Annotated in this window: 19 protein-coding genes; 10 read left to right on the top strand and 9 right to left on the bottom strand. The window is 70.7% G+C overall.

Going from position 1 to position 20,590, the window contains the following annotated elements; all coding sequences use genetic code 11:
* Positions 1 to 85 precede the first annotated feature (85 nt).
* Together J2S22_RS06910 and glsA are read right to left on the bottom strand one after the other, a co-directional pair.
* The gene (locus J2S22_RS06910; RefSeq protein WP_272775238.1) at positions 86 to 1,735 is read right to left on the bottom strand and encodes an MFS transporter; all 1,650 of its coding nucleotides are present in this window, start codon (positions 1,733 to 1,735) and stop codon (positions 86 to 88) included.
* Positions 1,736 to 1,790: 55 nt separating this feature from the next.
* Positions 1,791 to 2,795: a glutaminase A gene (glsA, locus tag J2S22_RS06905; protein WP_272775239.1), complete on the bottom strand. Its 1,005-nt coding sequence runs from the start codon at positions 2,793 to 2,795 to the stop codon at positions 1,791 to 1,793.
* A 545-nt stretch (positions 2,796 to 3,340) separates the two neighbouring features.
* Between glsA and J2S22_RS06900 the strand changes: the two genes are divergently transcribed.
* Positions 3,341 to 4,366, top strand: a complete 1,026-nt coding sequence (locus tag J2S22_RS06900; protein WP_272775240.1) for a patatin-like phospholipase family protein — start codon at positions 3,341 to 3,343, stop codon at positions 4,364 to 4,366.
* Between the two features lie 4 nt (positions 4,367 to 4,370).
* A complete protein-coding gene (locus J2S22_RS06895) occupies positions 4,371 to 5,828 on the top strand; it encodes a GntP family permease (protein ID WP_272775241.1) in 1,458 nt (485 codons plus the stop codon).
* Positions 5,829 to 5,891: 63 nt separating this feature from the next.
* On the opposite strand, the gene J2S22_RS06890 is transcribed toward J2S22_RS06895, so the two are convergent.
* Positions 5,892 to 6,185: a hypothetical protein gene (locus J2S22_RS06890; RefSeq protein ID WP_272775242.1), complete on the bottom strand. Its 294-nt coding sequence runs from the start codon at positions 6,183 to 6,185 to the stop codon at positions 5,892 to 5,894.
* A 230-nt stretch (positions 6,186 to 6,415) separates the two neighbouring features.
* On the opposite strand from J2S22_RS06890, the gene J2S22_RS06885 reads away from it, so the two are divergent.
* Complete coding sequence (locus tag J2S22_RS06885; RefSeq protein ID WP_272775243.1) at positions 6,416 to 6,631, top strand: hypothetical protein; 216 nt, start codon at positions 6,416 to 6,418, stop codon at positions 6,629 to 6,631.
* A 153-nt stretch (positions 6,632 to 6,784) separates the two neighbouring features.
* Here the strand turns inward: J2S22_RS06885 and J2S22_RS06880 are convergent, their stop codons facing one another.
* On the bottom strand, positions 6,785 to 7,222 hold the full coding sequence (locus J2S22_RS06880; protein WP_272775244.1) for a hypothetical protein: 438 nt from the start codon (positions 7,220 to 7,222) through the stop codon (positions 6,785 to 6,787).
* A gap of 196 nt (positions 7,223 to 7,418) precedes the next feature.
* On the opposite strand from J2S22_RS06880, the gene J2S22_RS06875 reads away from it, so the two are divergent.
* The gene (locus tag J2S22_RS06875; protein WP_272775245.1) at positions 7,419 to 7,613 is read left to right on the top strand and encodes a 4Fe-4S dicluster domain-containing protein; all 195 of its coding nucleotides are present in this window, start codon (positions 7,419 to 7,421) and stop codon (positions 7,611 to 7,613) included.
* Positions 7,614 to 7,856: 243 nt separating this feature from the next.
* Here J2S22_RS06875 and J2S22_RS06870 read toward each other — a convergent pair whose 3' ends face one another.
* The 5 genes from J2S22_RS06870 to J2S22_RS06850 form a co-directional block, all read right to left on the bottom strand.
* Complete coding sequence (locus J2S22_RS06870; RefSeq protein WP_272775246.1) at positions 7,857 to 8,630, bottom strand: ABC transporter permease; 774 nt, start codon at positions 8,628 to 8,630, stop codon at positions 7,857 to 7,859.
* On the bottom strand, positions 8,627 to 9,415 hold the full coding sequence (locus J2S22_RS06865) for an ABC transporter ATP-binding protein (RefSeq protein WP_272775247.1): 789 nt from the start codon (positions 9,413 to 9,415) through the stop codon (positions 8,627 to 8,629). Before J2S22_RS06865 ends, J2S22_RS06870 begins: the two co-directional genes overlap by 4 nt.
* A 190-nt stretch (positions 9,416 to 9,605) precedes the next feature.
* Positions 9,606 to 10,643 (bottom strand): ABC transporter substrate-binding protein, encoded by a 1,038-nt coding sequence (locus J2S22_RS06860; protein ID WP_272775248.1) that lies wholly within the window; start codon positions 10,641 to 10,643, stop codon positions 9,606 to 9,608.
* A 257-nt stretch (positions 10,644 to 10,900) separates the two neighbouring features.
* Entirely contained in the window at positions 10,901 to 11,788 is an 888-nt protein-coding gene (uraD, locus tag J2S22_RS06855) for a 2-oxo-4-hydroxy-4-carboxy-5-ureidoimidazoline decarboxylase (protein ID WP_272775249.1), read from the bottom strand.
* 236 nt (positions 11,789 to 12,024) lie between these two features.
* On the bottom strand, positions 12,025 to 13,230 hold the full coding sequence (locus tag J2S22_RS06850; protein ID WP_284701244.1) for a urate hydroxylase PuuD: 1,206 nt from the start codon (positions 13,228 to 13,230) through the stop codon (positions 12,025 to 12,027).
* A 428-nt stretch (positions 13,231 to 13,658) separates the two neighbouring features.
* Between J2S22_RS06850 and urtA the strand changes: the two genes are divergently transcribed.
* The 6 genes from urtA to J2S22_RS06820 all read left to right on the top strand — a co-directional run bounded on the left by urtA (position 13,659) and on the right by J2S22_RS06820 (position 20,583).
* Positions 13,659 to 14,918: an urea ABC transporter substrate-binding protein gene (gene urtA, locus J2S22_RS06845; RefSeq protein WP_272775259.1), complete on the top strand. Its 1,260-nt coding sequence runs from the start codon at positions 13,659 to 13,661 to the stop codon at positions 14,916 to 14,918.
* 254 nt (positions 14,919 to 15,172) lie between these two features.
* Positions 15,173 to 16,804, top strand: coding sequence for an urea ABC transporter permease subunit UrtB (gene urtB / locus J2S22_RS06840; RefSeq protein ID WP_370878184.1), 1,632 nt, complete (start codon positions 15,173 to 15,175; stop codon positions 16,802 to 16,804).
* Between the two features lie 154 nt (positions 16,805 to 16,958).
* Positions 16,959 to 18,119 carry an urea ABC transporter permease subunit UrtC gene (urtC, locus tag J2S22_RS06835; RefSeq protein WP_272780573.1) on the top strand — a complete coding sequence of 387 codons (1,161 nt, stop codon included), beginning with the start codon at positions 16,959 to 16,961 and terminating at the stop codon, positions 18,117 to 18,119.
* Positions 18,120 to 18,123: 4 nt separating this feature from the next.
* The gene (gene urtD, locus J2S22_RS06830) at positions 18,124 to 18,876 is read left to right on the top strand and encodes an urea ABC transporter ATP-binding protein UrtD (RefSeq protein ID WP_272780574.1); all 753 of its coding nucleotides are present in this window, start codon (positions 18,124 to 18,126) and stop codon (positions 18,874 to 18,876) included.
* A 145-nt stretch (positions 18,877 to 19,021) separates the two neighbouring features.
* On the top strand, positions 19,022 to 19,717 hold the full coding sequence (gene urtE, locus J2S22_RS06825) for an urea ABC transporter ATP-binding subunit UrtE (RefSeq protein WP_272780575.1): 696 nt from the start codon (positions 19,022 to 19,024) through the stop codon (positions 19,715 to 19,717).
* A 29-nt stretch (positions 19,718 to 19,746) separates the two neighbouring features.
* Positions 19,747 to 20,583, top strand: coding sequence for an urease accessory protein UreD (locus J2S22_RS06820; RefSeq protein ID WP_272780588.1), 837 nt, complete (start codon positions 19,747 to 19,749; stop codon positions 20,581 to 20,583).
* Positions 20,584 to 20,590: the final 7 nt, after the last annotated feature.

Here is a 20,590-nt window from a genome sequence, read left to right as displayed (position 1 = left end):
CGCCCGTCGAGATCGCGGGACGATGCTACCGCAGCGCGACGTCAAAGGCCACCGCCGGTCCGCCCCGGCGGGAGCCGGCGGCGGGCTAGGACGTCCGCCCGGGCGGGGCGGGCGAGGGATCCGGGATGTCGCCCGGGATGTAGTTCGGCAGCCGGCTCGCCGGGATGATGCCGAGCATCGCGACGACGGCCATGATCATCAGCCCGATCTTCAGCGCGGTCAGCCGCGCCTCGGCGTTGACGCGCAGCGCCTCGCGCACCTGCTCGGGCGTCGCCGTGGTCGCGGCCAGCACGCCGGACAGGCGGTCGTTGCTGACGAAGGTGATGCTGTCGAGGTCGACCTGCGCCTGCAGCTCGGGCGGCAGCTTCGGATTGCCGGCGAGGCTGCCGAGGATGATGCTCGAGAGAAGCCCCACCATCAGGGCGCCCGCCACCGCGGTGCCGACCGCCGCGGCGAGATTGTTGGTGGTTCCGCGCAGCGAGCCGACGTCGCCGGCGAGCTCCTTCGGCGAGGCGGTGACCAGCACGTTGAAGACGAGGGTGACCAGCGAGCCCTGGCCGATGCCGAACAGCACCAGCCCGACCAGCACCGGGCCGGCGCTCCAGTCGTTGCGGACCACGAAGGCGAGCCACACCAGCGCCGCCGTGCACAGGGCGAAGCCGGCCCGGCCGATCTGCCGCGGCGTCAGCCGCTTGTAGGCCTTCACGATCAGCATCGCCGAGAAGAAGACGGTGAGGTTGAACGGCATCATGGCGATCGCGGTGGCGAGCGGCGAGCGGCCCTGCACGATCTGGATATAGAGCGGCACCGAGAAGTTCAGCATCGCCTCCAGCGCGACGACCGCGAACATGGCGTAGACGGCGGCGCGCTCCTTGGCCGAGCCGATCACCTCGAGGGCGAGGAGCGGCGTGCGGCCGGCCCGCTGGCGCGCATAGGTCCAGCGCACGAAGCCGAAGCCGAGCATGATGCCGACCGCGATCAGCACCGGCGCCGGCGAGAAGCCGGCGAGGTCGAAGGGTGCATTGGGCGTGGCGACGGCCAGCCCCCAGCGGTTGAGATTGTTGAACCCGAAGCTGATCGCGACGATCGCGGCGGCGGCGAGCAGCACGCCGACGAGGTCGATCTGCACCTCGGGGCGTCCGGCGTCGCGCCTCAGCCGGAAGCTCAGCACGAACACGATGGCGGCGAGCACGACCAGGATGCCGAACACCGGGCGCCAGCCGATGAAGGTGCCGAGCACGCCGCCGATCAGGAACGCCGCGACGCCGGCGCCGGCGCGGGCCGAGCCGAGGGCGCCGAGCGCCGTCGCCTGCTGGCTGCCGCGATAGTTCTCGGCGATCAGCGCCACCAGCGACGGCACCAGCGCGGCGCCGGCGGCGCCGGACAGCCCCTGCGCCGTGATCATCGCGGTGGCATTGGGGCTCAGCGTCATCACCACCTGGGCGACGCCGAACAGCACGACGACGGTGCGGAAGACGACGAGGGCGCCGAAGCGCTGGTTGAGCTTGGCGCCGAGCATCACGAAGCCGGCGACCAGCATCGAGTACATGACGATGCCGGTGGCGACGGTCGTGGGCGGGACGTCGAAGCTCGCCACCATGCCGCCCATGGCGACCGGCAGGGCCGCCACGTTGAAGGACATCAGGACCTGGCCGAGCGCGATCGCGATCATCGGCACCCAGGAGCGCCGGGCCTCGGCGGCAGGCAGGGAGTCGGCGGCCGACACTGTGCTCATCTCGCATCCTCCTCGGCAGGCTCGGGGATCGGGCGCGCGCCGGCGGGGCGCGGCCTCAGGCTTCGGGCTTCGACACGAACAGATCCATGCCGAGGCTCTGCGACAGGAAGCGCGCGGCCCGGATGCCCTTGACGCTGTTGCCGGCGGCGTCGAGCCGCGGCCCGAAGGTGCCGAGCCCGCCCTTGCCGGGCGATACCGTGACGATGCCGCCGCCGATGCCGCTCTTGCCCGGCAGCCCGATCTCGTACAGCCAGTCGCCGGAGGTCTCGTACATGCCGGCGGTCGCCATCACGGCGAGCGCGTAGTGGCACACGGCGGCCGCGACGACGCGCTGCCCGGTCAGCGGGTTGACGCCGCCGTCGGCGAGCGTCGCCCCCATCACGGCGAGGTCGCGCGCGCTGACCTCGAGCGAGCACTGCCTGGTGTAGAGGTCGGTCGCCTCGAGGGGATCGCTGTAGATGCAGCCCCGGCTCTGCAGCATGTGGGCGATGCTGCGGTTGCGGAAGTTGGTCGCGGAGGCGGACGCGTAGACCTCGTCGTCGACCGCGAGCGTGCGGCCGGCGAAGCGCGACAGGCCGTCGTGGACGAACCGCCACTTCTCCTCCGCGGAGGCGCCGGGCACCAGGCTGGTGGTCGCGATCGCGCCGGCATTGACCATCGGATTGGTGCGCCCGTCGGGGCTCCACTCCACCGCGGCGGCCGAGTTGAAGGGCAGCCCGGTGCTGTTCGCGCCGAGCTTCTCGCGCGCCTGCGCCGGCCCGATCGCCTCGCACACCAGGGCGAACACGAACGGCTTCGACACGCTCATGATCGAGAACGGAACCTCGGTGTCGCCGACGGCGTGGACGTTGCCGTTGGTGCCGACGACGCAGATCCCGAACAGATCGGGCGGCACCCGCGCCAGCGCCGGATAGACCTGCGAGACCTCGCCGTCGCGATCGTCCCTGAACAGCGCGTGCGCCTCGCTCACCAGGGAGCGGACCTCGTCGGGGCCGGGAAGGCGGCCGGTCGACACGTTCGCGTAGGAGCCGTGATCGCCGGCCCCGAGCCGCACGTCCATGAGCGTTCTCCCTGTCGTCGTTTCTTGGTCGCGGCGTCACGACCCGGCGGTCGGACGGAGCACGGCGGAGGGACGGCGTCGGCCGCCGGCTCGACGCCGTGCCCGCGGCGGTCGTGGCTTCCTCCACGCGGTCGGGTCGAGGCAGTGATGTCGATACAGTGATGTCGATACAATGATATCGATGCAGTGATGTCGATGCAGTGATGTCGATGCAGTGATCAGGTCCGGGCGCAGCGGTTATGAGCGATTATGATCCGCCCCGCGGCCCGCACAAGATACGGCGACGCGTGGTACGTAGTGAGAGCGAGGACTAGCTCCGACGGCAGCGCGGCACACGACCGGCGTCCGGACGACGCGACGGCGGGCGGCGTCGCGCCGGTGGCGCCGTGACTCCTTGAAAACGTGCCGTGTCTCCTTGCAAACGTCATGACGAGAGGCGATGCTGCGATGCATTACGCCGCGGCCGGGCGGAGCTGCCGCCGGCCGGACCCGATCAGTTTCGATCCGCACTCCGTTTCGACCCGCATGTTGACAGCGAGGCGCTCGTGACCATCGATCGCTCACCCGTTCTCGTCGACCTCGCGCTGCAGGGGGGCGGCGCCCACGGCGCCTTCACCTGGGGCGTGCTGGACCGGCTCCTGGAGGAGCCCTGGCTCGACATCGACGGCGTCTCCGGCACCTCGGCCGGCGCCATGAACGCCGCCGTGCTGGTCGACGGCCATGCCGAGGGGGGCCGCGACGGCGCGCGGGCGGCGCTCGCGTCGTTCTGGCGCAGCGTGTCGGACGCGGCGCGGTTCAGCCCGTTCCAGCGCACGCCGCTCGACCTGCTGCTCGGCCGCTGGACGCTCGACAACTCGCCCCTCTACGTGACCATGGATCTGCTGGCCCGGATGGTCTCGCCCTACGACCTCAATCCGGGCGGCACCAATCCGCTCGCCGCGATCCTGGAGCGCCACGTCGACTTCGCCCGGCTGGCGCAGGCGCCCATCAAGCTGTTCGTCACCGCGACCAGCGTGCGCACCGGACAGGGCCGCGTCTTCCGCAACGGCGAGATCACGCCCGACGTGCTGCTCGCCTCGGCCTGCCTGCCGACCATGTTCCAGTCGGTCGAGATCGGCGGCGAGCCCTACTGGGACGGCGGCTATTCGGGCAATCCGACCATCACGCCGCTGGTCCGCGAGTGCCGCTCGCGCGACACCATCATCGTGCAGATCAATCCGATCGAGCGGCTCGGCACGCCGCGCTCGGCGCGCGACATCCTCAACCGGCTCAACGAGGTCTCGTTCAACGGCGTGCTGCTGAAGGAGCTGCGGATGATCGCGCTGCTGCGTCAGGTCGCCGATCCGGGCAACTGCGAGGGCGCGCAGTGGGCCGAGATGCGCATCCACCGGATCGCCTCGGCCGAGCTGGCGGAGCTCGGCGCCTCCTCCAAGCTGCTCGCCGAATGGGGCTTCCTGTGCAAGCTGCGCGACCTCGGCCGGACCGCCGCCGAGACCTTCCTGGCCGAGAACGCGCCGGCGCTCGGCGAGCGCTCGACCTACGATCTCGACGCGCTGCTGGCGGGGCCGTGATCCGATGCTCGGGCTCGCCGGAATCCTCGTCGGCCTCGCGCTGCTCATCGCGCTCGCCTACCGGGGCTGGAGCGTGCTGCTGCTCGCCCCGCTCGCGGCCCTGGTCGCCGCCGCCTTCGCGAGCGAGCCGCTGCTCGCCCACTGGACCCAGACCTTCATGGGCAGCGCGTCGCGCTTCCTCATGCAGTTCTTCCCGATCTTCCTGCTCGGCGCGCTGTTCGGCAAGCTGATGGAGGATTCCGGCTCGGTGTCGGCGATCGCCGAGGCGATGACCCGGACGCTGGGGCCGCGCCGCGCCGTGATGGCCGTGGTGATCGCCGGCGCCATCGTCACCTATGGCGGCGTCAGCCTGTTCGTCGCCTTCTTCGTGCTGGCGCCGATGGCCGAGGCGCTGTTCCGGGCGGCCGAGATCCCGCGCCGGCTGATGCCGGCGGCGATCGCGCTCGGCACCTCGACCTTCACCATGTCGGCGCTGCCCGGCACCCCGGCGATCCAGAACGCCATTCCGATGCCGTTCTTCGGCACCACGCCCTTCGCGGCGCCCGGCCTCGGCATCGTCGCGTCGATCATCATGCTGGCCTTCGGGCTCGGCTGGCTCGCCTTCGCCGAGCGGCGGGCGCGCCGCCGCGGCGAGGGCTTCGGCCCCGGCCTGGTGGCGGACGTCGACAGCGCCGCGACCGACGCGCTCGTGCGCGAGCGGGCGACCGTGGCGCAGGGGTTCGATCCGGTCGAGGCGCCGCGCGGCGAGCGGGCCTCGGCGGGGCCTCCGGCGGCCGCCGCCTTCACGCCGCTGGTCGTGGTCGTCGTGGTGAACCTGGTGATGTCGCTCGTGGTGCTGCCGCGGCTCGACACCGCGTTCCTGGCCGAGCCGCGCTGGGGCGCCACCTCGCTCTCGGCGGTCGGCGGCGTGTGGTCGGTGATCGTCGCGCTGGCCGCCGCGATCGTCGCCGTGGTCGCGCTCAATCCGCGGCGCCTCTCCACGCTGCGCACCAGCATGGACGCCGGCGTCAACGCCGCGGTGCTGCCGGCCGTCAGCGTCGCCAGCCTGGTCGGCTTCGGCGCCGTGGTGGCGGCGCTGCCGGCCTTCGCGGTGGTGCGCGACTGGGTGCTGTCGATCGAGGGCGGCCCGCTGGTCTCGCTCGCCGTGTCGACCAACATCCTGGCGGCGCTCACCGGCTCCGCCTCGGGCGGCATGACGATCGCGCTCGACGCGCTGGGCAGCACCTATCTGCGGCTCGCCGCCGAGCAGGGCATCGACCCGGGGCTGCTGCACCGGGTCGCCGTGATCGGCTCGGGCACGCTCGACAGCTTGCCCCACAACGGTGCCGTGGTGACGCTGCTCGCGGTGTGCGGCACCACCCACCGCGAGGGCTATCTCGACATCGTCATGGTCGGCATCGTCGGCGCCCTCGTCGCCCTCGCCGTGGTGATCGGGCTCGGCTCGCTGGTCGGCTCGTTCTGACGCGGGGGGCTGATCGGCGCCGGCGGCGCTCGCAGGGCCGGCAAGCCTTGCGTGTTCCGTCGCTCAGGGCGCGCGCTGGACGCGGCGCGGCGACGGGCGGCGGGCGGGACGCGGCGGAATGGCGATGCCGGCATTGACGCAGCAGGGCATGCGCTCGCCGGGATGATCGGCATGCCAGCGGATCGTCCGCGCGTCCATGCCGAGCGCGATCAGCGCCTCGAACAGCGCGGCACGGCGGCCGTCGAAGAAGAACTGGTCGGTCGCCTGCTGGAACTTGCGCGCAGCCGACTTCGATCCGAACTCGACGAGGTCGAGGCCGCTCACCTGCATGTGGATCGCGAAGCGATGTCTCGCCATGCTGCCTGTTCCCCCGGACCGGGATCATGCGCCTTCGTGAGCGGCTGCGGAATCAGGGGAATCGCGGCCCTACCATCGTATTTCCTGCACTCCCGCACCGCGGCGGCGGCGCCTCGCGGAGAAACCGTCGCCGATCGCGTGCTATGATTAATCGAAGCTTACGACCGGAGGGCGACCGTCGGCCGCGTCGTGTGCGGACAGGACGGGTCCTCCCGACGCAGGAGGTCGCCATGACGTCGGACGAGATCGTCGCGATCCTCGGACCCATCGACGAGGTGCTGCTGGCCGAGATCGTGCAGACCGGCGCATCGCCGGCGGAGCTGGCCGAGGCCTGGGCCTGGGTGAACGCCGACGAGGCGCTGGTGAACGACGGCCGGGCGCTGCCGACCGGCCGCGTCGCCGTCCTCGTCGACATGCTCACGCCGGCGGCCGACGACGACGTGTGATGCCTGGTGATTCCGGGGCGCGCGCGCGACAGCGCGCGAAACGGGACTGCAGCGGCACGCCTCGAGATCCCGGCTGGAGTCCGGGTTCGCGCGCCTTCGGCCCGCGCCCCGGACTGGCGGCGAGCCGACCAGCCGAGTCCGGCGATGGCGAACTCACTCCTCGTCGAGGAAGCCGCCGAGCGTGCTGCCGGGCTCCAGCACCGAGCCGTCGTCGTCGATGCTGCGCTCCATCTCCTGCACGTAGTCGGGCGGCGGGCCGCCGTCGATCGCGGGCGCGCCGGGTCCGCCGTTGCGGTAGGTCGCATAGGCCTCGGGCGTGCCGACATAGGCGCAGTTGCAGCCCTTCGGATCGGCGTAGACGTAGTACGTCCGGCCGGCCTTGCGGCGGACCGCGAGCCGCTCCGGCGGCAGCGCGCGCAGCTGCGCGGCGCGCTCCGGCGTGTCGGCGAACCGCACCGTGAAGCCCGAGGCGGTGAACAGGTTGCTCGGCCGCTGCCGCTCCGCGGCGACGGTCGTCGCCGTGGCGGCGGCGAGCAGCGCGACGCCCGACAGGGTGGCCGCGAGGCGGCGCGGGACGGCGGTTCGGGTCATCGGGACTCCTGTTCCGGGACAGCCCGGGGCGGCGGGTTCGCGCGCCTCTGTTAGCGTCGCCGGCTCCCGGCCGGCAAGGCTGCAGCACATTCGAGATGGCCGCAGTACTTTTTAATTATTCTAATCCGTATTTCTCCAAATAGCCGCGATGGGGGTGAGCCTGCTACCCCATAACGGTACGAAGGAGTGTGCCGTCATGGCCTACAAGATCATCGCCTCGCAATGCACCGCCTGCGGCGCCTGCGAGTTCGAATGCCCCAACAGCGCGATCAGCATGAAGGGCGACATCTACATCATCGACGCCGTCAAGTGCACGCAGTGCGAGGGGCACTTCGACGAGCCGCAATGCGCGGCGGTCTGCCCGGTCGAGGGCACCTGCGTCCCCGCCTGACCGGCGCCCGCGTTTCGGCCCGACGGCCGATATTGCCATCATCGATTGCGTCGTGACGGCCGCGACCGACATCGTCGTCGCGGCCGTCGCGCATTCGTCGCCCGGCGTCCCGCGCGCTGCGAGCCGTGCGCTGCGCGAGCCGCCGCGCCTCCCGGCACGAGAAAGCCCCGGGCGGCGCGCCGCCCGGGGCTTCGTGTCGTCCATGCCGTCCGTGTCGCGGCCGCCGCAGCGGACCGCCGGCGGTCACCCGGCCGCGCTCATCGACGAGCGGAACGCCCAGCCGACGAAGTAGGATTCGATGTAGGCGAAGACCGCGTACATGATGATGCCCTCGGCGGCGAGCAGCAGCAGGCCGGCGAACACCAGCGGCATCTGGAAGTTCGATCCCGCCTGCACCATCAGGAAGCCCAGCCCGGCGTTCGCCGCGATCGTCTCCGACACCACGGTGCCGACGAAGGCCAACGTGATGGCGACCTTGAGCGAGCCGAACAGGTAGGGCTGGGTGCGCGGGATGCCGATCTTCAGCATGATGTCGAGCTTCTTCGCCCCCAGCGCCCGCAGCACGTCCTCGAGCTCCGGCTCGATGGTCGACAGGCCGGTGGCGACGTTGACGACGATCGGGAAGAACGAGATCAGGAAGGCGGTGAGGATCGCCGGGATCTCGCCGATGCCGAACCAGATGACCAGGATCGGCACCACGGCGACCTTGGGAACGGAGTTGAAGCCGATCATCACCGGGTAGAGGCCGCGATAGATGGTCCGCGACCAGCCGACCACGATCCCCAGCACGATGCCGAACACCACGGCGAGCGCGAAGCCGGCGAGCGTGGTCCACAGCGTGACGAAGGAGTTCTTCGCCAGCGGCCACCAGTACTGCGCCATCGCGACGAAGATCTGCGACGGCGCCGGCAGGATGAAGGGGTCGACCCGGAAGGCCCGGCACACCACCTCCCAGATCAGGAACATGGCGATGGTGAACAGCCACGGCGACAGCCGCTCGATGGTGTGCGTGTTCATCCTTTCCGCACCTCGCCGATCTTGGCCCGCAGCTCGTGGACGATGTCCGTGAAGGCGGCCTCGTAACAGACCTCGATCGGCCGCGGACGCGGGAACGGGATCTCCTTGGTCAGCACCAGGCGTCCGGGCCGGGCGCTCATCATGTGGATGCGGTCGGCCAGGAAGGTCGCCTCGCGCAGGTCGTGCGTCACCAGGATCACGGTGAAGCCGATCTTCTGCCAGAGGTCGCGCAGGACGCACCACAGCTCCTCGCGCGTGAACGCGTCCAGCGCCGCGAAGGGCTCGTCGAGCATCAGCAGCGCCGGCTGGTGGATCAGGGCGCGGCACAGCGAGACGCGCTGCTGCATGCCGCCCGACAGCTCCCACGGGAAGCGCTCGGCGAAGCCGTCGAGGCCGACGGTGGCGAGCAGGGCCTTCGCCTCCTCGCGATAGCGCTCCTTCTCGCGCCGGAACCGGGACCGGTGCGGCTGCACGATCTCGAGCGGCAGCAGCACGTTGTCGATGACCTTGCGCCACGGCAGCAGGTTGGGGTTCTGGAACGCCATGCCGGCCATCTTGACCGGGCCGCGCACCGGGGTGCCGTCGATGGCGATCTTGCCGAAGTCGGGCGGCAGCAGGCCGGTGACCAGCTTCATCAGCGAGGACTTGCCGCAGCCGGACGGACCGACCACGGCGGCGAACTCGCCTTTCTGCAGGCTGACGCCGAACCGGTCGAGCGCGTGCACGCCGCCGGAGGCGCCCTTGTAGACGAGGGTGACGTCCTCGATGTCGACGAACGCCGTCATGATGCGGCGTCCGCCGACATCGGGCCGCGGGCGCGGCGGGAAGAAGTGAAACGCATGGTGGACTCGTTGTTGGCCGTCGTTCCGATCGTGCCGTCCCGGAGGGCGGAGACCGGATACCGTGATCCCCTTCCGTGCGTGTGAAGCCCGGTGCGCGGGCGCTCGGCCCGTGCACCGGAGCGACGCATGGAGGCTACAGCTTGCGATCGGCCGCGGGGGGCAGGAACTCGCTGGTGAACACGTCCTCGGCCTTCGGCTTGGCCTTGAACTCGTAGGTGATGCCGATCTGGTCGATCGACTTCGACAGCCGCGCCATGTCGACGCCGCCGAGGCCGTTGGCCTTGACCCACGGGGTGACGAAGTTGTCGCGCAGCGACATCTTCAGGCGCTCGAGCTCGGTCTTCTCGTCGGCCGTCTCGTTGCGCTTCATCACCGACTTGATGGCCGCCTCGGGGTCCTTGATGGTGTCCTGCACGCCCTTGATGGTGGCGCGCACGAAGCCGGCCACGATCTTCGGGTTCGCCTTGGCGAAGTCCGGGTTGACCATGATGGCGTTGCCGTACAGCACCAGGCCGTGGTCGGACATCAGCATCACCTTGATGTCGGCCGGCTTCAGGTTCCGCTGCAGCAGGTTGAAGTACATCGAGAAGGAGAAGCCCGTGATGGCGTCGACCTTGCCGTCGGCCAGCATCGGCTCGCGCACCGGGAAGCCGATGTTCTCGATCTTCACCTTGGAGTCGTCGATGCCGTTCTCCTTGACGAAGGCCTTCCACTGGGCGAAGGCGCCGTCCGCGGCGGGCGCGCCGAGCACCTTGCCTTCCAGGTCCTTCGGCTTGGCGATGCCGGTCTTGGTGGTGGTGGCGATCGCGAAGGGCGGCTGGTCGTAGACCATCATCACCGCCTTGACGGCCTTGTCGGGGTTCTGGTCGCGGAACTTGACCAGCGAGTTGATGTCGAAGAAGCCGAGCGGATAGGTGCCGGCGGCGACGCGGGCGATGCCGGCGACCGAGCCGGGCCCGGTGTCGATCGTCACGTTGAGGCCCTCGGCCTTGTAGTAGCCCTTGTCGAGCGCGACGAAATAGGGCGCCGACGGCCCCTCGAACTTCCAGTCGAGGGCGAACTTGACGTCGGTGTCGGCGAAGGCGGGAGCGGCGAGCGCGAGGCCCGCCGCCAGCACGCCGATCGCGAGAGAACCGGTCACGACGGAACCGGTCGCGCGAGGCTTGGTCATTCGGAAGCTCCCCTTGGCCATGCCGGGTGGATCGCCCGGAACGTGAGCAAGCCGCGTGCCACTCGATTCACCAGACGATGCCGCAAGTCCGCGGCAGAGCGCCGAAATCGCTGCACTAAAAATAGGCGAGAGGACCGCGGCTGCTCACAATACCGCCGCGGACGAAATCCCGAAATCGCAATCGCGCGGGGCTGCCGGGGCGTGGTGTCGCGTGTGCCGGCCCGGATCTGCACGGCGGGCCGACGGCGGCCCGCCGGTCAGCTGCCGCGATAGGTCGAGAAGCTCCACGGCGTGACCAGCAGCGGCACGTGGTAGTGGCCCTCGGCCTCCGCCACCGCGAAGCGGAGCGGCACCGCGTCGAGGAAAGGCGGGTCGGCGAGCGGCACGCCGCGCCCGGCGAAATAGGCCGCGACCGTGAAGACCAGCTCGTAGGTGCCGATCGGCACCGGCCGGCCGCCGATCAGCGGCGCGTCGGTGCGGCCGTCGTGGTTGGTGACCGCGGTGGCGACGACCCGGCGCGCCTCGCCGGGACCGAGCTCGTACAGCGTCACCGGGATGCCCCGGGCCGGCGTGCCGCCATGGGTGTCGAGCACGTGGGTCGACAGGCGGCCGGCGAGCGGCAGCCGGTCCGGCGCCTGGATCGTCTGGTCGAGCCGCAGCGCGGCGATCCGGAACACCTCGGCGAGCGCCGTCTCGTGCTCGGCCGCGCTGTCGCTGGCGAGCCGGCGCTCGAACTGGCGCAGGATCGACGCCTTGGTGTGGCGGCGCACGCAGACGATGAACGGGATCCCGTGCTTGCCCCGGTAGGCGTCGTTGAGCCGGTGGAAGGCGGCGTACTCGTCCTCGCTCAGCCGGTCGAGCCCGGCGCTCGCCTGCTCGGCGGTCGAGGAGGCGGTGAGGTCGCCGGCCCGCGCCGCCTTGCCGGCGAGGTCCGGATGCGCGGCGAGCAGCGCGCGCTGGCGCTCCGGACCGGCGGCCCGGACCGCCGCCACCATGGCGTCGCGCAGCGCCGCGACCGATCCGAACGGCCGCGCCGACGCGACCGCCTCGGCCGCCCAGGGCGAGTGCTCGAAGATGTCGGCCAGCGCCGCGACGAAGTCTTGCGCGCTGGCGGCGTTCAGGGTGTCGAGGGGGATGGGGGTCATGCGAGACGTCTCCGCACAAAACCCTCTCGCCTCGCGGGAGAGGGTGCCCTCGCGGAGCGAGGGCGGGTGAGGGGGCGTGCCGCGAATGCCGAGCTCGCGGAGGCCCCCCTCACCCGGGTCCGAGCTTCGCTCGGACCCACCCTCTTGTCGCGCAAGCGCGCGACCCGCGAGGGGAGAGGGTTTCGGAGGCCGCGGCAGCTCATTGCATTACGTCCCGGCACAGGCATTCGGTTCGCTCACTCCCCCGGCGCGCCGGCGGCGAGCCAGGCGGCGAGGAGGGCGCGTTCGTCGAGCGTCATCTCGGTCACGTTGCCGGGCGGCATCGCGTGGCTGCGCACCGCCTGCAGCTCGATCAGCCGGGCGTGGCGCCGGATGGTCTCCGGGTCGTCGAGCCGCAGGTCCTTCGGGGCGTGGCCGATGCCGGCCCACACCGGCTCGCCGGCGTGGCACATGCTGCAGCGGGAGATGACGACGTCGCTGACCTCGGCGAAGGCCGGCGTCGCCGGCAGCGCGCCGGTCCTGGTCTCGCGCGGCCCCGCCATGGAGAGCCAGACGATGGCGGCGACGCCCGCCGCGGCGACCGCCCAGGTCCACCACGGGCTGCCCTTGCCGGCGTGCCGCGTGTTGTAGAAGTGCCGGATCACCGGGCCGATCAGCAGCACGATCGCGACGATGAGCCAGTTGTACTTCGTCGCGAAGACCAGCGGATAGTGGTTCGACAGCATCAGGAAGACGACCGGCAGCGTCAGATAGTTGTTGTGCACCGAGCGCTGCTTGCCGATCTCGCCCCAATACGGATCCGGCTTTCGGCCCTCGATGAGCGCCGCCACGGTCTTCTTCTGGAACGGGATGATGATGACGAAGACGTTCGCCACCATGATGGTGCCGACCAGCGCCCCGATCTGGGTCAGCGCGCCGCGGCCCGAGAACATGTGGGTGAAGGCCCAGGTCAGCCCGACCAGGAAGACGTAGCCGGTGAGCGCCAGCGCCACCTCGTGCCTGCCGAGCGGCGAGCGGCACAGGCCCTCGTAGGCCAGCCAGGCGACCACCAGCGTCCCGAAGGCGAGGCCGGCCGCCTGCGGCACCGTCAGGTCGAGCACGGCCTTGTCGATCAGGAACAGGTCGGCGCCGAGATAGTAGACCACCACCAGCAGGGCGAAGCCCGACAGCCAGGTGGCGTAGGCCTCCCACTTGAACCAGGTGAGCTCGTCCGGCATCCGGGCCGGGGCCACCAGGTACTTGGCGATGTGATAGAAGCCGCCGCCGTGCACCTGCCAGGCCTCGCCCTTGACGCCGTCCGGCAGGGGCGTGCCGTCGTGGCGGCCGCGCAGGCTGAGATCGAGGTGGATGAAGTAGAACGAGCTGCCGATCCAGGCCATGGCGGCGACCACGTGCAGCCACCGCAGCAGGGCGGACGCCCATTCGGTCAGAACTAGCTCCAAGATTTCAGCCTCGCGTCGGGGGTGTCGGACACATGGCGGCGGGGGCCCGGCCGGGCCATGCGTCGGGGGCGGCGCACCATGGCAGAGGCGGGGCGCCGAGTTCAAGACGTCAGCACCTCCCTGGGCGTGGTCATGGATTGGGCAGTTCGCCCAAGCGGCAGGCGGTCGCGGGTTGTGGCGCCGGACCGAATTGTCCGCATTCCGCGATTCCGTTTGCCGGCTGGCTAGTTCCGGCGCCCGGACCCCTTGGCATGCTCCTTGCGGCAAGCCGGTCCGCCGGCCGCCCGGCCGCGCTTTGCCGCCCGATTCCGGCGGACGCCATCGGACCGACCGACTCTGGACCGCATCAGGACGCACAAGGAGTGACGATGCACGAAGCTCTTCGGCACACAGCGCTTCGGAGAGGAGCCGGCCGGCTGGCCGGCCGCATGCTCGCCGCCGCCGTCGGCACCGCGCTGAGCCTCGCCGCCGCCCTGCCGGCGCAGGCGCAGGAGACCATCAAGGTCGGAATCCTGCACTCGCTCTCCGGCACCATGGCGATCAGCGAGACGACCCTGAAGGACGTCATGCTGATGCTGATCGAGGAGCAGAACGCCAAGGGCGGCCTGCTCGGCAAGAAGCTCGAGGCCGTGGTGGTCGACCCCGCCTCCAACTGGCCGCTGTTCGCCGAGAAGGCGCGCGAGCTGATCACCAAGGACAAGGTCTCGGCCGTGTTCGGCTGCTGGACCTCGGTGTCGCGCAAGTCCGTGCTCCCGGTGTTCAAGGAGCTGAACTCGATCCTGTTCTATCCGGTCCAGTACGAGGGCGAGGAGTCGGAGCGCAACGTGTTCTACACGGGCGCGGCGCCGAACCAGCAGGCGATCCCGGCCGTCGACTACCTGATGAAGGAGGAGAAGGTGCAGCGCTGGGTGCTGGAGGGCACCGACTACGTCTATCCGCGCACCACCAACAAGATCCTCGAGGCCTATCTGAAGTCCAAGGGCGTCAAGCCGGAGGACATCTCGATCAACTACACGCCGTTCGGCCATTCCGACTGGCAGACCCGCGTCGCCGAGATCAAGCGCTTCGGCTCGGCCGGCAAGAAGACCGCCGTGGTCTCCACCATCAACGGCGACGCCAACGTGCCGTTCTACAAGGAGCTCGGCAACCAGGGCGTCAAGGCGACCGACATCCCGGTGGTTGCGTTCTCGGTCGGCGAGGAGGAGCTCGCCGGCGTCGACACCAAGCCGCTGCTCGGCCATCTGGCCGCCTGGAACTACTTCCAGTCGATCGACACGCCGGCCAACAAGGCGTTCATCGACAAGTGGAAGGCCTTCACCAAGAACCCCAAGCGCGTCTCCAACGACCCGATGGAGGCGCACGTGGTCGGCTTCGCCATGTGGGTGAAGGCGGTCGAGAAGGCCGGCACCACGGATCCCGACAAGGTGATCGACGCGCTGCCCGGCACCACGGCGCCGAACCTGACCGGCGGCACCTCCGAGATGCTGGCGAACCACCACATCACCAAGCCGGTGTTCATCGGCGAGATCAAGGAGGACGGCCAGTTCGACGTGGTGTGGAAGACCGAAGGGCTCGTCCCCGGCGAGGCGTGGTCGAAGTATCTCGACGGCTCCAAGGACCTCACCGCCGACTGGGTGAAGCTCAAGTGCGGCAACTACAACACCAAGACGCAGAAATGCGGCGGGTGAGCCGAGGCTGACGCTGGGCACGCGCAGAAGCCGGGGCTTTCCCCCTCCCGTCGCCGCTGAGCGGCGACACCCCTCCCCCGCGAGCGGGGGAGGGGACCACGAAGGATGGCTCGGTGCACTTGATCTCGTTCCTCGCAGCCTCGAATCGATGCCGATGTAAGACGGACGGCCGTGCCGCACCCGGCTCTCTCCCCCGCTCGCGGGGGAGGGGTGGGGAGGGGGCTGCGGCGCGCCCGATTCTCGCGATCGCCTGCCTGCTCTTGTTCTCGCTTCTCGCCGGCCCCTCGATCGCCCGCGCCGACGCCTTCGACGACGCCCTGACAAAGTTCCTCGCCGATTCCTATGCGGACACCGAGGCCGGCGTGACGGCGCTCGGGGCCGGCGGCGATGCGCGGGCCTTCGCCGTGGTCAAGGCGCTGCAGGACGGCAGGCTTCTGGCCGATCCGGCGGGGCGGCGCGTGCTGATCGACGACGGCGGCGTCCCGAAGGACGCCGCCACCGGGGCCGTCGTCAGCCCCGCCCCGGCGGCGGCCGACCTCAAGCGCGTCCGCCTCAACAACCGGCTGCGCCGCGCCGTCGAGGCGGCGCTCGGCGCGCTGACCCTGCGGGCTCCCGACCCCGCCCGCCGGCTCGACGCGGCGCAGGCCGTGTTCAAGTCGCGCGACGCCTCCGCGCTCGCCGCCGTCGAGGCGGCGCTCGCCCAGGAGACCGATCCGGCCGTGAAGGCGGCGCTCGCCGAGGCGCGGGCCGCCATCCTGATCACGTCCCCCGACGCGCCGGAGGCGGCCCGCATCGAGGCCGTCGGCACCCTGCGCGAGCGCGGCGACCAGGCGGCGCTGGCGCTCCTCTCCGGCCTGCCGGCCGGCACGCCGGCCACCGTGCAGGGCGCCGCCGACAGCGCCGCGAGCGCGATCCGCAACCGCCTGCAGGTGTGGGAGGCGGTGCAGAACGCCTGGTACGGCGTGTCGCTCGGCTCGGTGCTGCTGCTCGCCGCCATCGGGCTCGCCATCACGTTCGGCGTGATGGGCGTGATCAACATGGCGCATGGCGAGATGGTGATGCTCGGCGCCTACACGACCTTCGTGGTGCAGGAGGCGATCCGCCAGAAGGCGATCTCGCTGTCGATCCCGGGGACCGAGATCGGGATGTCGCTGCCGCTGCCGGCGGCGCTGACGCTCGACTGGTCGCTCGCCGTCGCCGTGCCGCTCGCCTTCGTGGTCACCGGCCTGGTCGGGATCCTGATCGAGCGGAGCGTCATCCGCTTCCTCTACGGCCGCCCGCTGGAGACGCTGCTCGCCACCTGGGGCATCTCGCTGATTCTCCAGCAGGCGGTGCGCACCGGATTCGGCCCGACCAACAAGGAGGTCAGCAACCCGTCCTGGATGAGCGGCGCCTTCGAGATCGGCCAGCTCGCCATCACCTGGAACCGGCTGTGGATCGTCTGCTTCAGCCTGACCGTGTTCGTGCTGCTGCTCGCCATGCTGCGCTTCACCCGGCTCGGCCTCGAGATGCGGGCCGTGACGCAGAACCGCGGCATGGCGGCCTGCGTCGGCATCCGCACGGCGCGTATCGACGCGCTCACCTTCGGGCTCGGCTCCGGCATCGCCGGCATCGCCGGGGTGGCGCTGTCGCAGATCGACAACGTGTCGCCCAATCTCGGCCAGAGCTACATCATCGATTCGTTCATGGTGGTGGTGTTCGGCGGGGTGGGGAACCTGTGGGGCACGCTGGTCGGCGCCTTCACGCTCGGCGTCGCCAACAAGTTCCTGGAGCCCTTCGCCGGCGCCGTGCTGGGCAAGATCGCCATCCTGGTGCTGATCATCCTGTTCATCCAGCGCCGCCCGCGCGGCCTGTTCGCGCTGAAGGGAAGGGCGATCGAGGCATGAGGCCGGACGCACTTCCTTCCGCCCTCATGGTGAGGAGCGTTCCGCAGGAACGCGTCTCGAACCATGAGGCCACCTCGCGGGCCGCCCCCGCCCTTCGAGACGGCTGCTGCGCAGCCTCCTCAGGACGAGGGCGGAGCAAGGCTGCGGTGCCCGCATGACCGCCCGTCCCCTCGATCGCGGCACGCTCGTCTTCCTCGGCCTGGTCGCCGCCGCGGCGATCGTCGTTCCCGCCCTCAATCTCGCGCTGCCCGAGAGCTCGCCCCTGCACGTGCCGACCTATCTGGTGTCGCTGTTCGGCAAGTATGTCTGCTTCGCCCTGCTGGCGCTGTCGATCGACCTGATCTGGGGCTATTGCGGCATCCTCTCGCTCGGCCACGGGGCGTTCTTCGCGCTCGGCGGCTACGCCATGGGCATGTATCTGATGCGCCAGATCGGCGGGCGCGGCGTCTACGGCAACCCGCTGCTGCCCGACTTCATGGTGTTCCTGAACTGGAAGGAGCTGCCGCTCGCCTGGTGGGGGTTTTCGTCGTTCCCCTATGCCATGCTGATGGTCCTCGCGGTGCCGGGCCTGCTGGCGCTGGTGTTCGGCTGGTTCGCGTTCCGCAGCCGGGTGACCGGTGTCTACTTCTCCATCATCACCCAGGCGATGACCTTCGCCCTGATGCTCGCCTTCTTCCGCAACGACTTCGGCTTCGGCGGCAACAACGGCCTCACCGACTTCAAGGACATCCTGGGATTCAACGTGCAGGCGGACGGGACGCGGGCGGCGCTGTTCGCCATCTCGTGCGTGGCGCTGATGCTCGGCTATCTCGTGTGCCGCGTGCTGGTGGCGTCGAAGTTCGGCATGGTGCTGATCGCCGTCCGCGACGCCGAGGCCCGCGCCCGCTTCCTCGGCTACCGGGTCGAGTCCTACAAGCTCGCCACCTTCGTCATCTCGGCCTGCATGGCGGGCGTCGCCGGCGCCCTCTACGTGCCGCAGGTCGGCATCATCAATCCCGGGGAATTCTCACCGGCCAACTCCATCGAGGCGGTGATCTGGGTGGCGGTCGGCGGCCGCGGCACGCTGGCCGGCGCCGTGGTCGGGGCGCTGCTCGTCAACTACGCCAAGACCAGCTTCACCAGCGGTCCGCTGGCGCCGTACTGGCTGTTCCTGCTCGGCGGCCTGTTCGTCGGCGTGACGCTGTGGCTGCCGCGCGGCATCGTCGGCACGGTGCAGCACTGGCGCGCCCGCCGGCGCGAGGTCGCGCCCGACGCTTCCGGCCCGGCCGAGGGGGCGCCGGACGGTGCGGCGCAGAAGCCGCTGGCGGCGGAGTGAGGCGATGGAGTTCCGCACCACATCGGCGCTGCTCTATCTCGACGCCGTCAGCGTCTCGTTCGACGGCTTCAAGGCGCTCAACAGCCTGTCGCTGACCATCGCGCCCGGCGAGATGCGCGCCATCATCGGCCCCAACGGCGCCGGCAAGACCACCATGATGGACGTCATCACGGGCAAGACGCGGCCCGACGAGGGCGAGGTGCTGTTCGACGGCACCCACGACCTCACCGCGCTCGACGAGGCGTCGATCGCGGTGCTCGGCATCGGGCGGAAGTTCCAGAAGCCGACCGTGTTCGACTCCCACACGGTGGAGGACAACCTGCGCCTCGCGCTCGCCGGCGACCGCCGGGCTCGCACCGCGATCGCCTGGCGCGAGACCGTAGCGGCGCGCGAGCGCATCTCCTCCATCCTCGAGACCATCCGGTTGACGGCCGCGCGATCGCGGCTGGCCGGCAACCTGTCGCACGGGCAGAAGCAGTGGCTGGAGATCGGGATGCTGCTGGCCCAGGACCCGAAGCTTCTGCTGGTCGACGAGCCGGTCGCCGGCATGACCGACGCCGAGACCCACCAGACCGCCGAGCTGCTGCGCGCCATCAACGCCGAGAAGACCGTCGTGGTGGTCGAGCACGACATGACCTTCGTGCGCGCGCTGGGCGTCAAGGTGACGGTGCTGCACGAGGGCCGCGTCCTGGCCGAGGGGTCGATCGACCAGGTGTCCGAGAACGAGCGGGTGGTCGAGGTGTATCTGGGACGATGAGGGTGGGGATCGCCATGGTGGTCATTCCGGGGCGCGCGCCGCCGGCGCGGGAACCCGGAATCCAGCGGTTTGCGCCGGCGCCTGCCCTGGGGCTGGATTCCGGGTTCGCCGCTGCGCGGCGCCCCGGAATGACCGGAGCCGTGCCATGCTGAACGTCCAGTCCATCGACCTCTACTACGGCGCGGCGCAGGCGCTGCGGGGCGTCAGCCTTCGGGCGGAGCCCGGCAAGGTGACGTGCGTGCTCGGGCGGAACGGGGTGGGCAAGACCAGCCTGCTGCGCGCCATCGTCGGCCAGCACGCGGTGCGTGCGGGCGCGATCGTCTGGGAGGGCACCGACATCGCCGGCCTCGCCCCGGACCGGCGGGCCCGGCGCGGCATCGCCTATGTGCCGCAGGGGCGCGAGATCTTCCCGCTGCTCACCGTGAAGGAGAACCTGGAGACCGCCTACGCGGCGCTGCCGCGGCGCGAGCGGGCGATCCCGCCGGACGTGTTCAACCTGTTCCCGGTGCTGGCCGACATGCTGGGGCGGCGCGGTGGCGACCTGTCGGGCGGCCAGCAGCAGCAGCTCGCCATCGGCCGCGCCATGGTGATGCGGCCGCGGCTCCTCCTCCTCGACGAGCCGACCGAAGGCATCCAGCCGTCGATCATCAAGGACATCGGCCGCGCCATCGCCTATCTGCGCGACCTCGGCGGCATCGCCATCGTGCTGGTCGAGCAGTATCTCGACTTCGCCCGCGAACTCGGCGATCATTTCGCCGTCATGGATCGCGGCAGCGTCGTCTACGCGGCCGGCCGCGCCGATCTCGACGAGGGAGCCCTGCGCCGCGCGCTCGCGCTCTGAGGCGTCGGTCGGAGAGGGCAGGGGGAGTGGTGGGCGAGCAGCCGCTGTCGCACGAGGAGACCTTCGCGGCCAACCGGGCGGCGGGGACGATCCGGCTCGGCGTCGGCCTGCGCGAGGGCGTCAGCCGCCGCACCCACGTGTTCGAGGAGGGCTCGCTGCGGGTCCGCTTCCCGACCACGGCGCGGCCGTCGGCGGACCTCGAGGCCGTCATCGTCAACACGGCCGGCGGCATCGCCGGCGGCGACCGGGCCGACCTCGCCATCGCGGTGGAGGACGGGGCGTCGCTGCGGATCACCACCTCGTCGGCCGAGAAGGTCTACCGCTCGCCCGGCGCGCCGGCCAGCATGCGGGTGCAGCTGACCGTGGGCCGCGGCGCGAGCCTCGCCTGGATGCCGCGCGAGATGATCCTGTTCGACCGCTCGCGGCTCGCCCGCACCATCGACATCGACCTCGCCGAGAACGCCCGGCTGCTGCTCGCCGAGGCCGTGGTGTTCGGCCGCTCCGGCATGAACGAGACGGTCGCCGAGGGCTGGTTCTCGGACCGCTGGCGGGTGCGGCGCGCCGGCCGGCTGGTCTATGCCGAGACGATCCGGCTCGACGGCGCCATCGCCGAGACGCTGCGCGAGCCGGCCGTGGCCGGCGGCGGCGTCGCCATCGCCATCATCCTCCTGATGCCGGCCGACGAGGCCTTCGTGGCCGCGCTACGCGCCTGCGAGGGGCTGCGCGGCGAGGTCGGCGCCTCGTCATGGAACGGCATGACGGCGGTGCGATTCTGCGCCCCCGACGGCGAGAGCCTGCGGCACGATCTCTCCACGGCCCTGACGGTGGCGCTCGCCGGACCGCTGCCGCCGCTCTGGCTGAACTAGAAACGAG

Origin of the sequence: Rhodoplanes tepidamans (genome assembly GCF_030813915.1) — a bacterium.
Lineage (GTDB): Bacteria > Pseudomonadota > Alphaproteobacteria > Rhizobiales > Xanthobacteraceae > Rhodoplanes > Rhodoplanes tepidamans.
Note: the sequence above shows the minus strand (reverse complement) of the source record. Positions and strands in the feature narration are given on the sequence as shown.

Coding starts and splice junctions, on each gene's coding strand:
- urtA (WP_272775259.1), top strand. CDS start 13,659: ATGCTCGCCGCCGCCGTCGGCACCGCGCTGAGCCTCGCCGCCGCCCTG.
- J2S22_RS06875 (WP_272775245.1), top strand. CDS start 7,419: ATGGCCTACAAGATCATCGCCTCGCAATGCACCGCCTGCGGCGCCTGC.
- uraD (WP_272775249.1), bottom strand. CDS start 11,788: ATGACCCCCATCCCCCTCGACACCCTGAACGCCGCCAGCGCGCAAGAC.
- urtC (WP_272780573.1), top strand. CDS start 16,959: ATGACCGCCCGTCCCCTCGATCGCGGCACGCTCGTCTTCCTCGGCCTG.
- urtD (WP_272780574.1), top strand. CDS start 18,124: ATGGAGTTCCGCACCACATCGGCGCTGCTCTATCTCGACGCCGTCAGC.
- J2S22_RS06885 (WP_272775243.1), top strand. CDS start 6,416: ATGACGTCGGACGAGATCGTCGCGATCCTCGGACCCATCGACGAGGTG.
- J2S22_RS06910 (WP_272775238.1), bottom strand. CDS start 1,735: ATGAGCACAGTGTCGGCCGCCGACTCCCTGCCTGCCGCCGAGGCCCGG.
- urtE (WP_272780575.1), top strand. CDS start 19,022: ATGCTGAACGTCCAGTCCATCGACCTCTACTACGGCGCGGCGCAGGCG.
- J2S22_RS06860 (WP_272775248.1), bottom strand. CDS start 10,643: ATGACCAAGCCTCGCGCGACCGGTTCCGTCGTGACCGGTTCTCTCGCG.
- glsA (WP_272775239.1), bottom strand. CDS start 2,795: ATGGACGTGCGGCTCGGGGCCGGCGATCACGGCTCCTACGCGAACGTG.
- J2S22_RS06880 (WP_272775244.1), bottom strand. CDS start 7,222: ATGACCCGAACCGCCGTCCCGCGCCGCCTCGCGGCCACCCTGTCGGGC.
- J2S22_RS06895 (WP_272775241.1), top strand. CDS start 4,371: ATGCTCGGGCTCGCCGGAATCCTCGTCGGCCTCGCGCTGCTCATCGCG.
- J2S22_RS06870 (WP_272775246.1), bottom strand. CDS start 8,630: ATGAACACGCACACCATCGAGCGGCTGTCGCCGTGGCTGTTCACCATC.
- J2S22_RS06890 (WP_272775242.1), bottom strand. CDS start 6,185: ATGGCGAGACATCGCTTCGCGATCCACATGCAGGTGAGCGGCCTCGAC.
- J2S22_RS06865 (WP_272775247.1), bottom strand. CDS start 9,415: ATGACGGCGTTCGTCGACATCGAGGACGTCACCCTCGTCTACAAGGGC.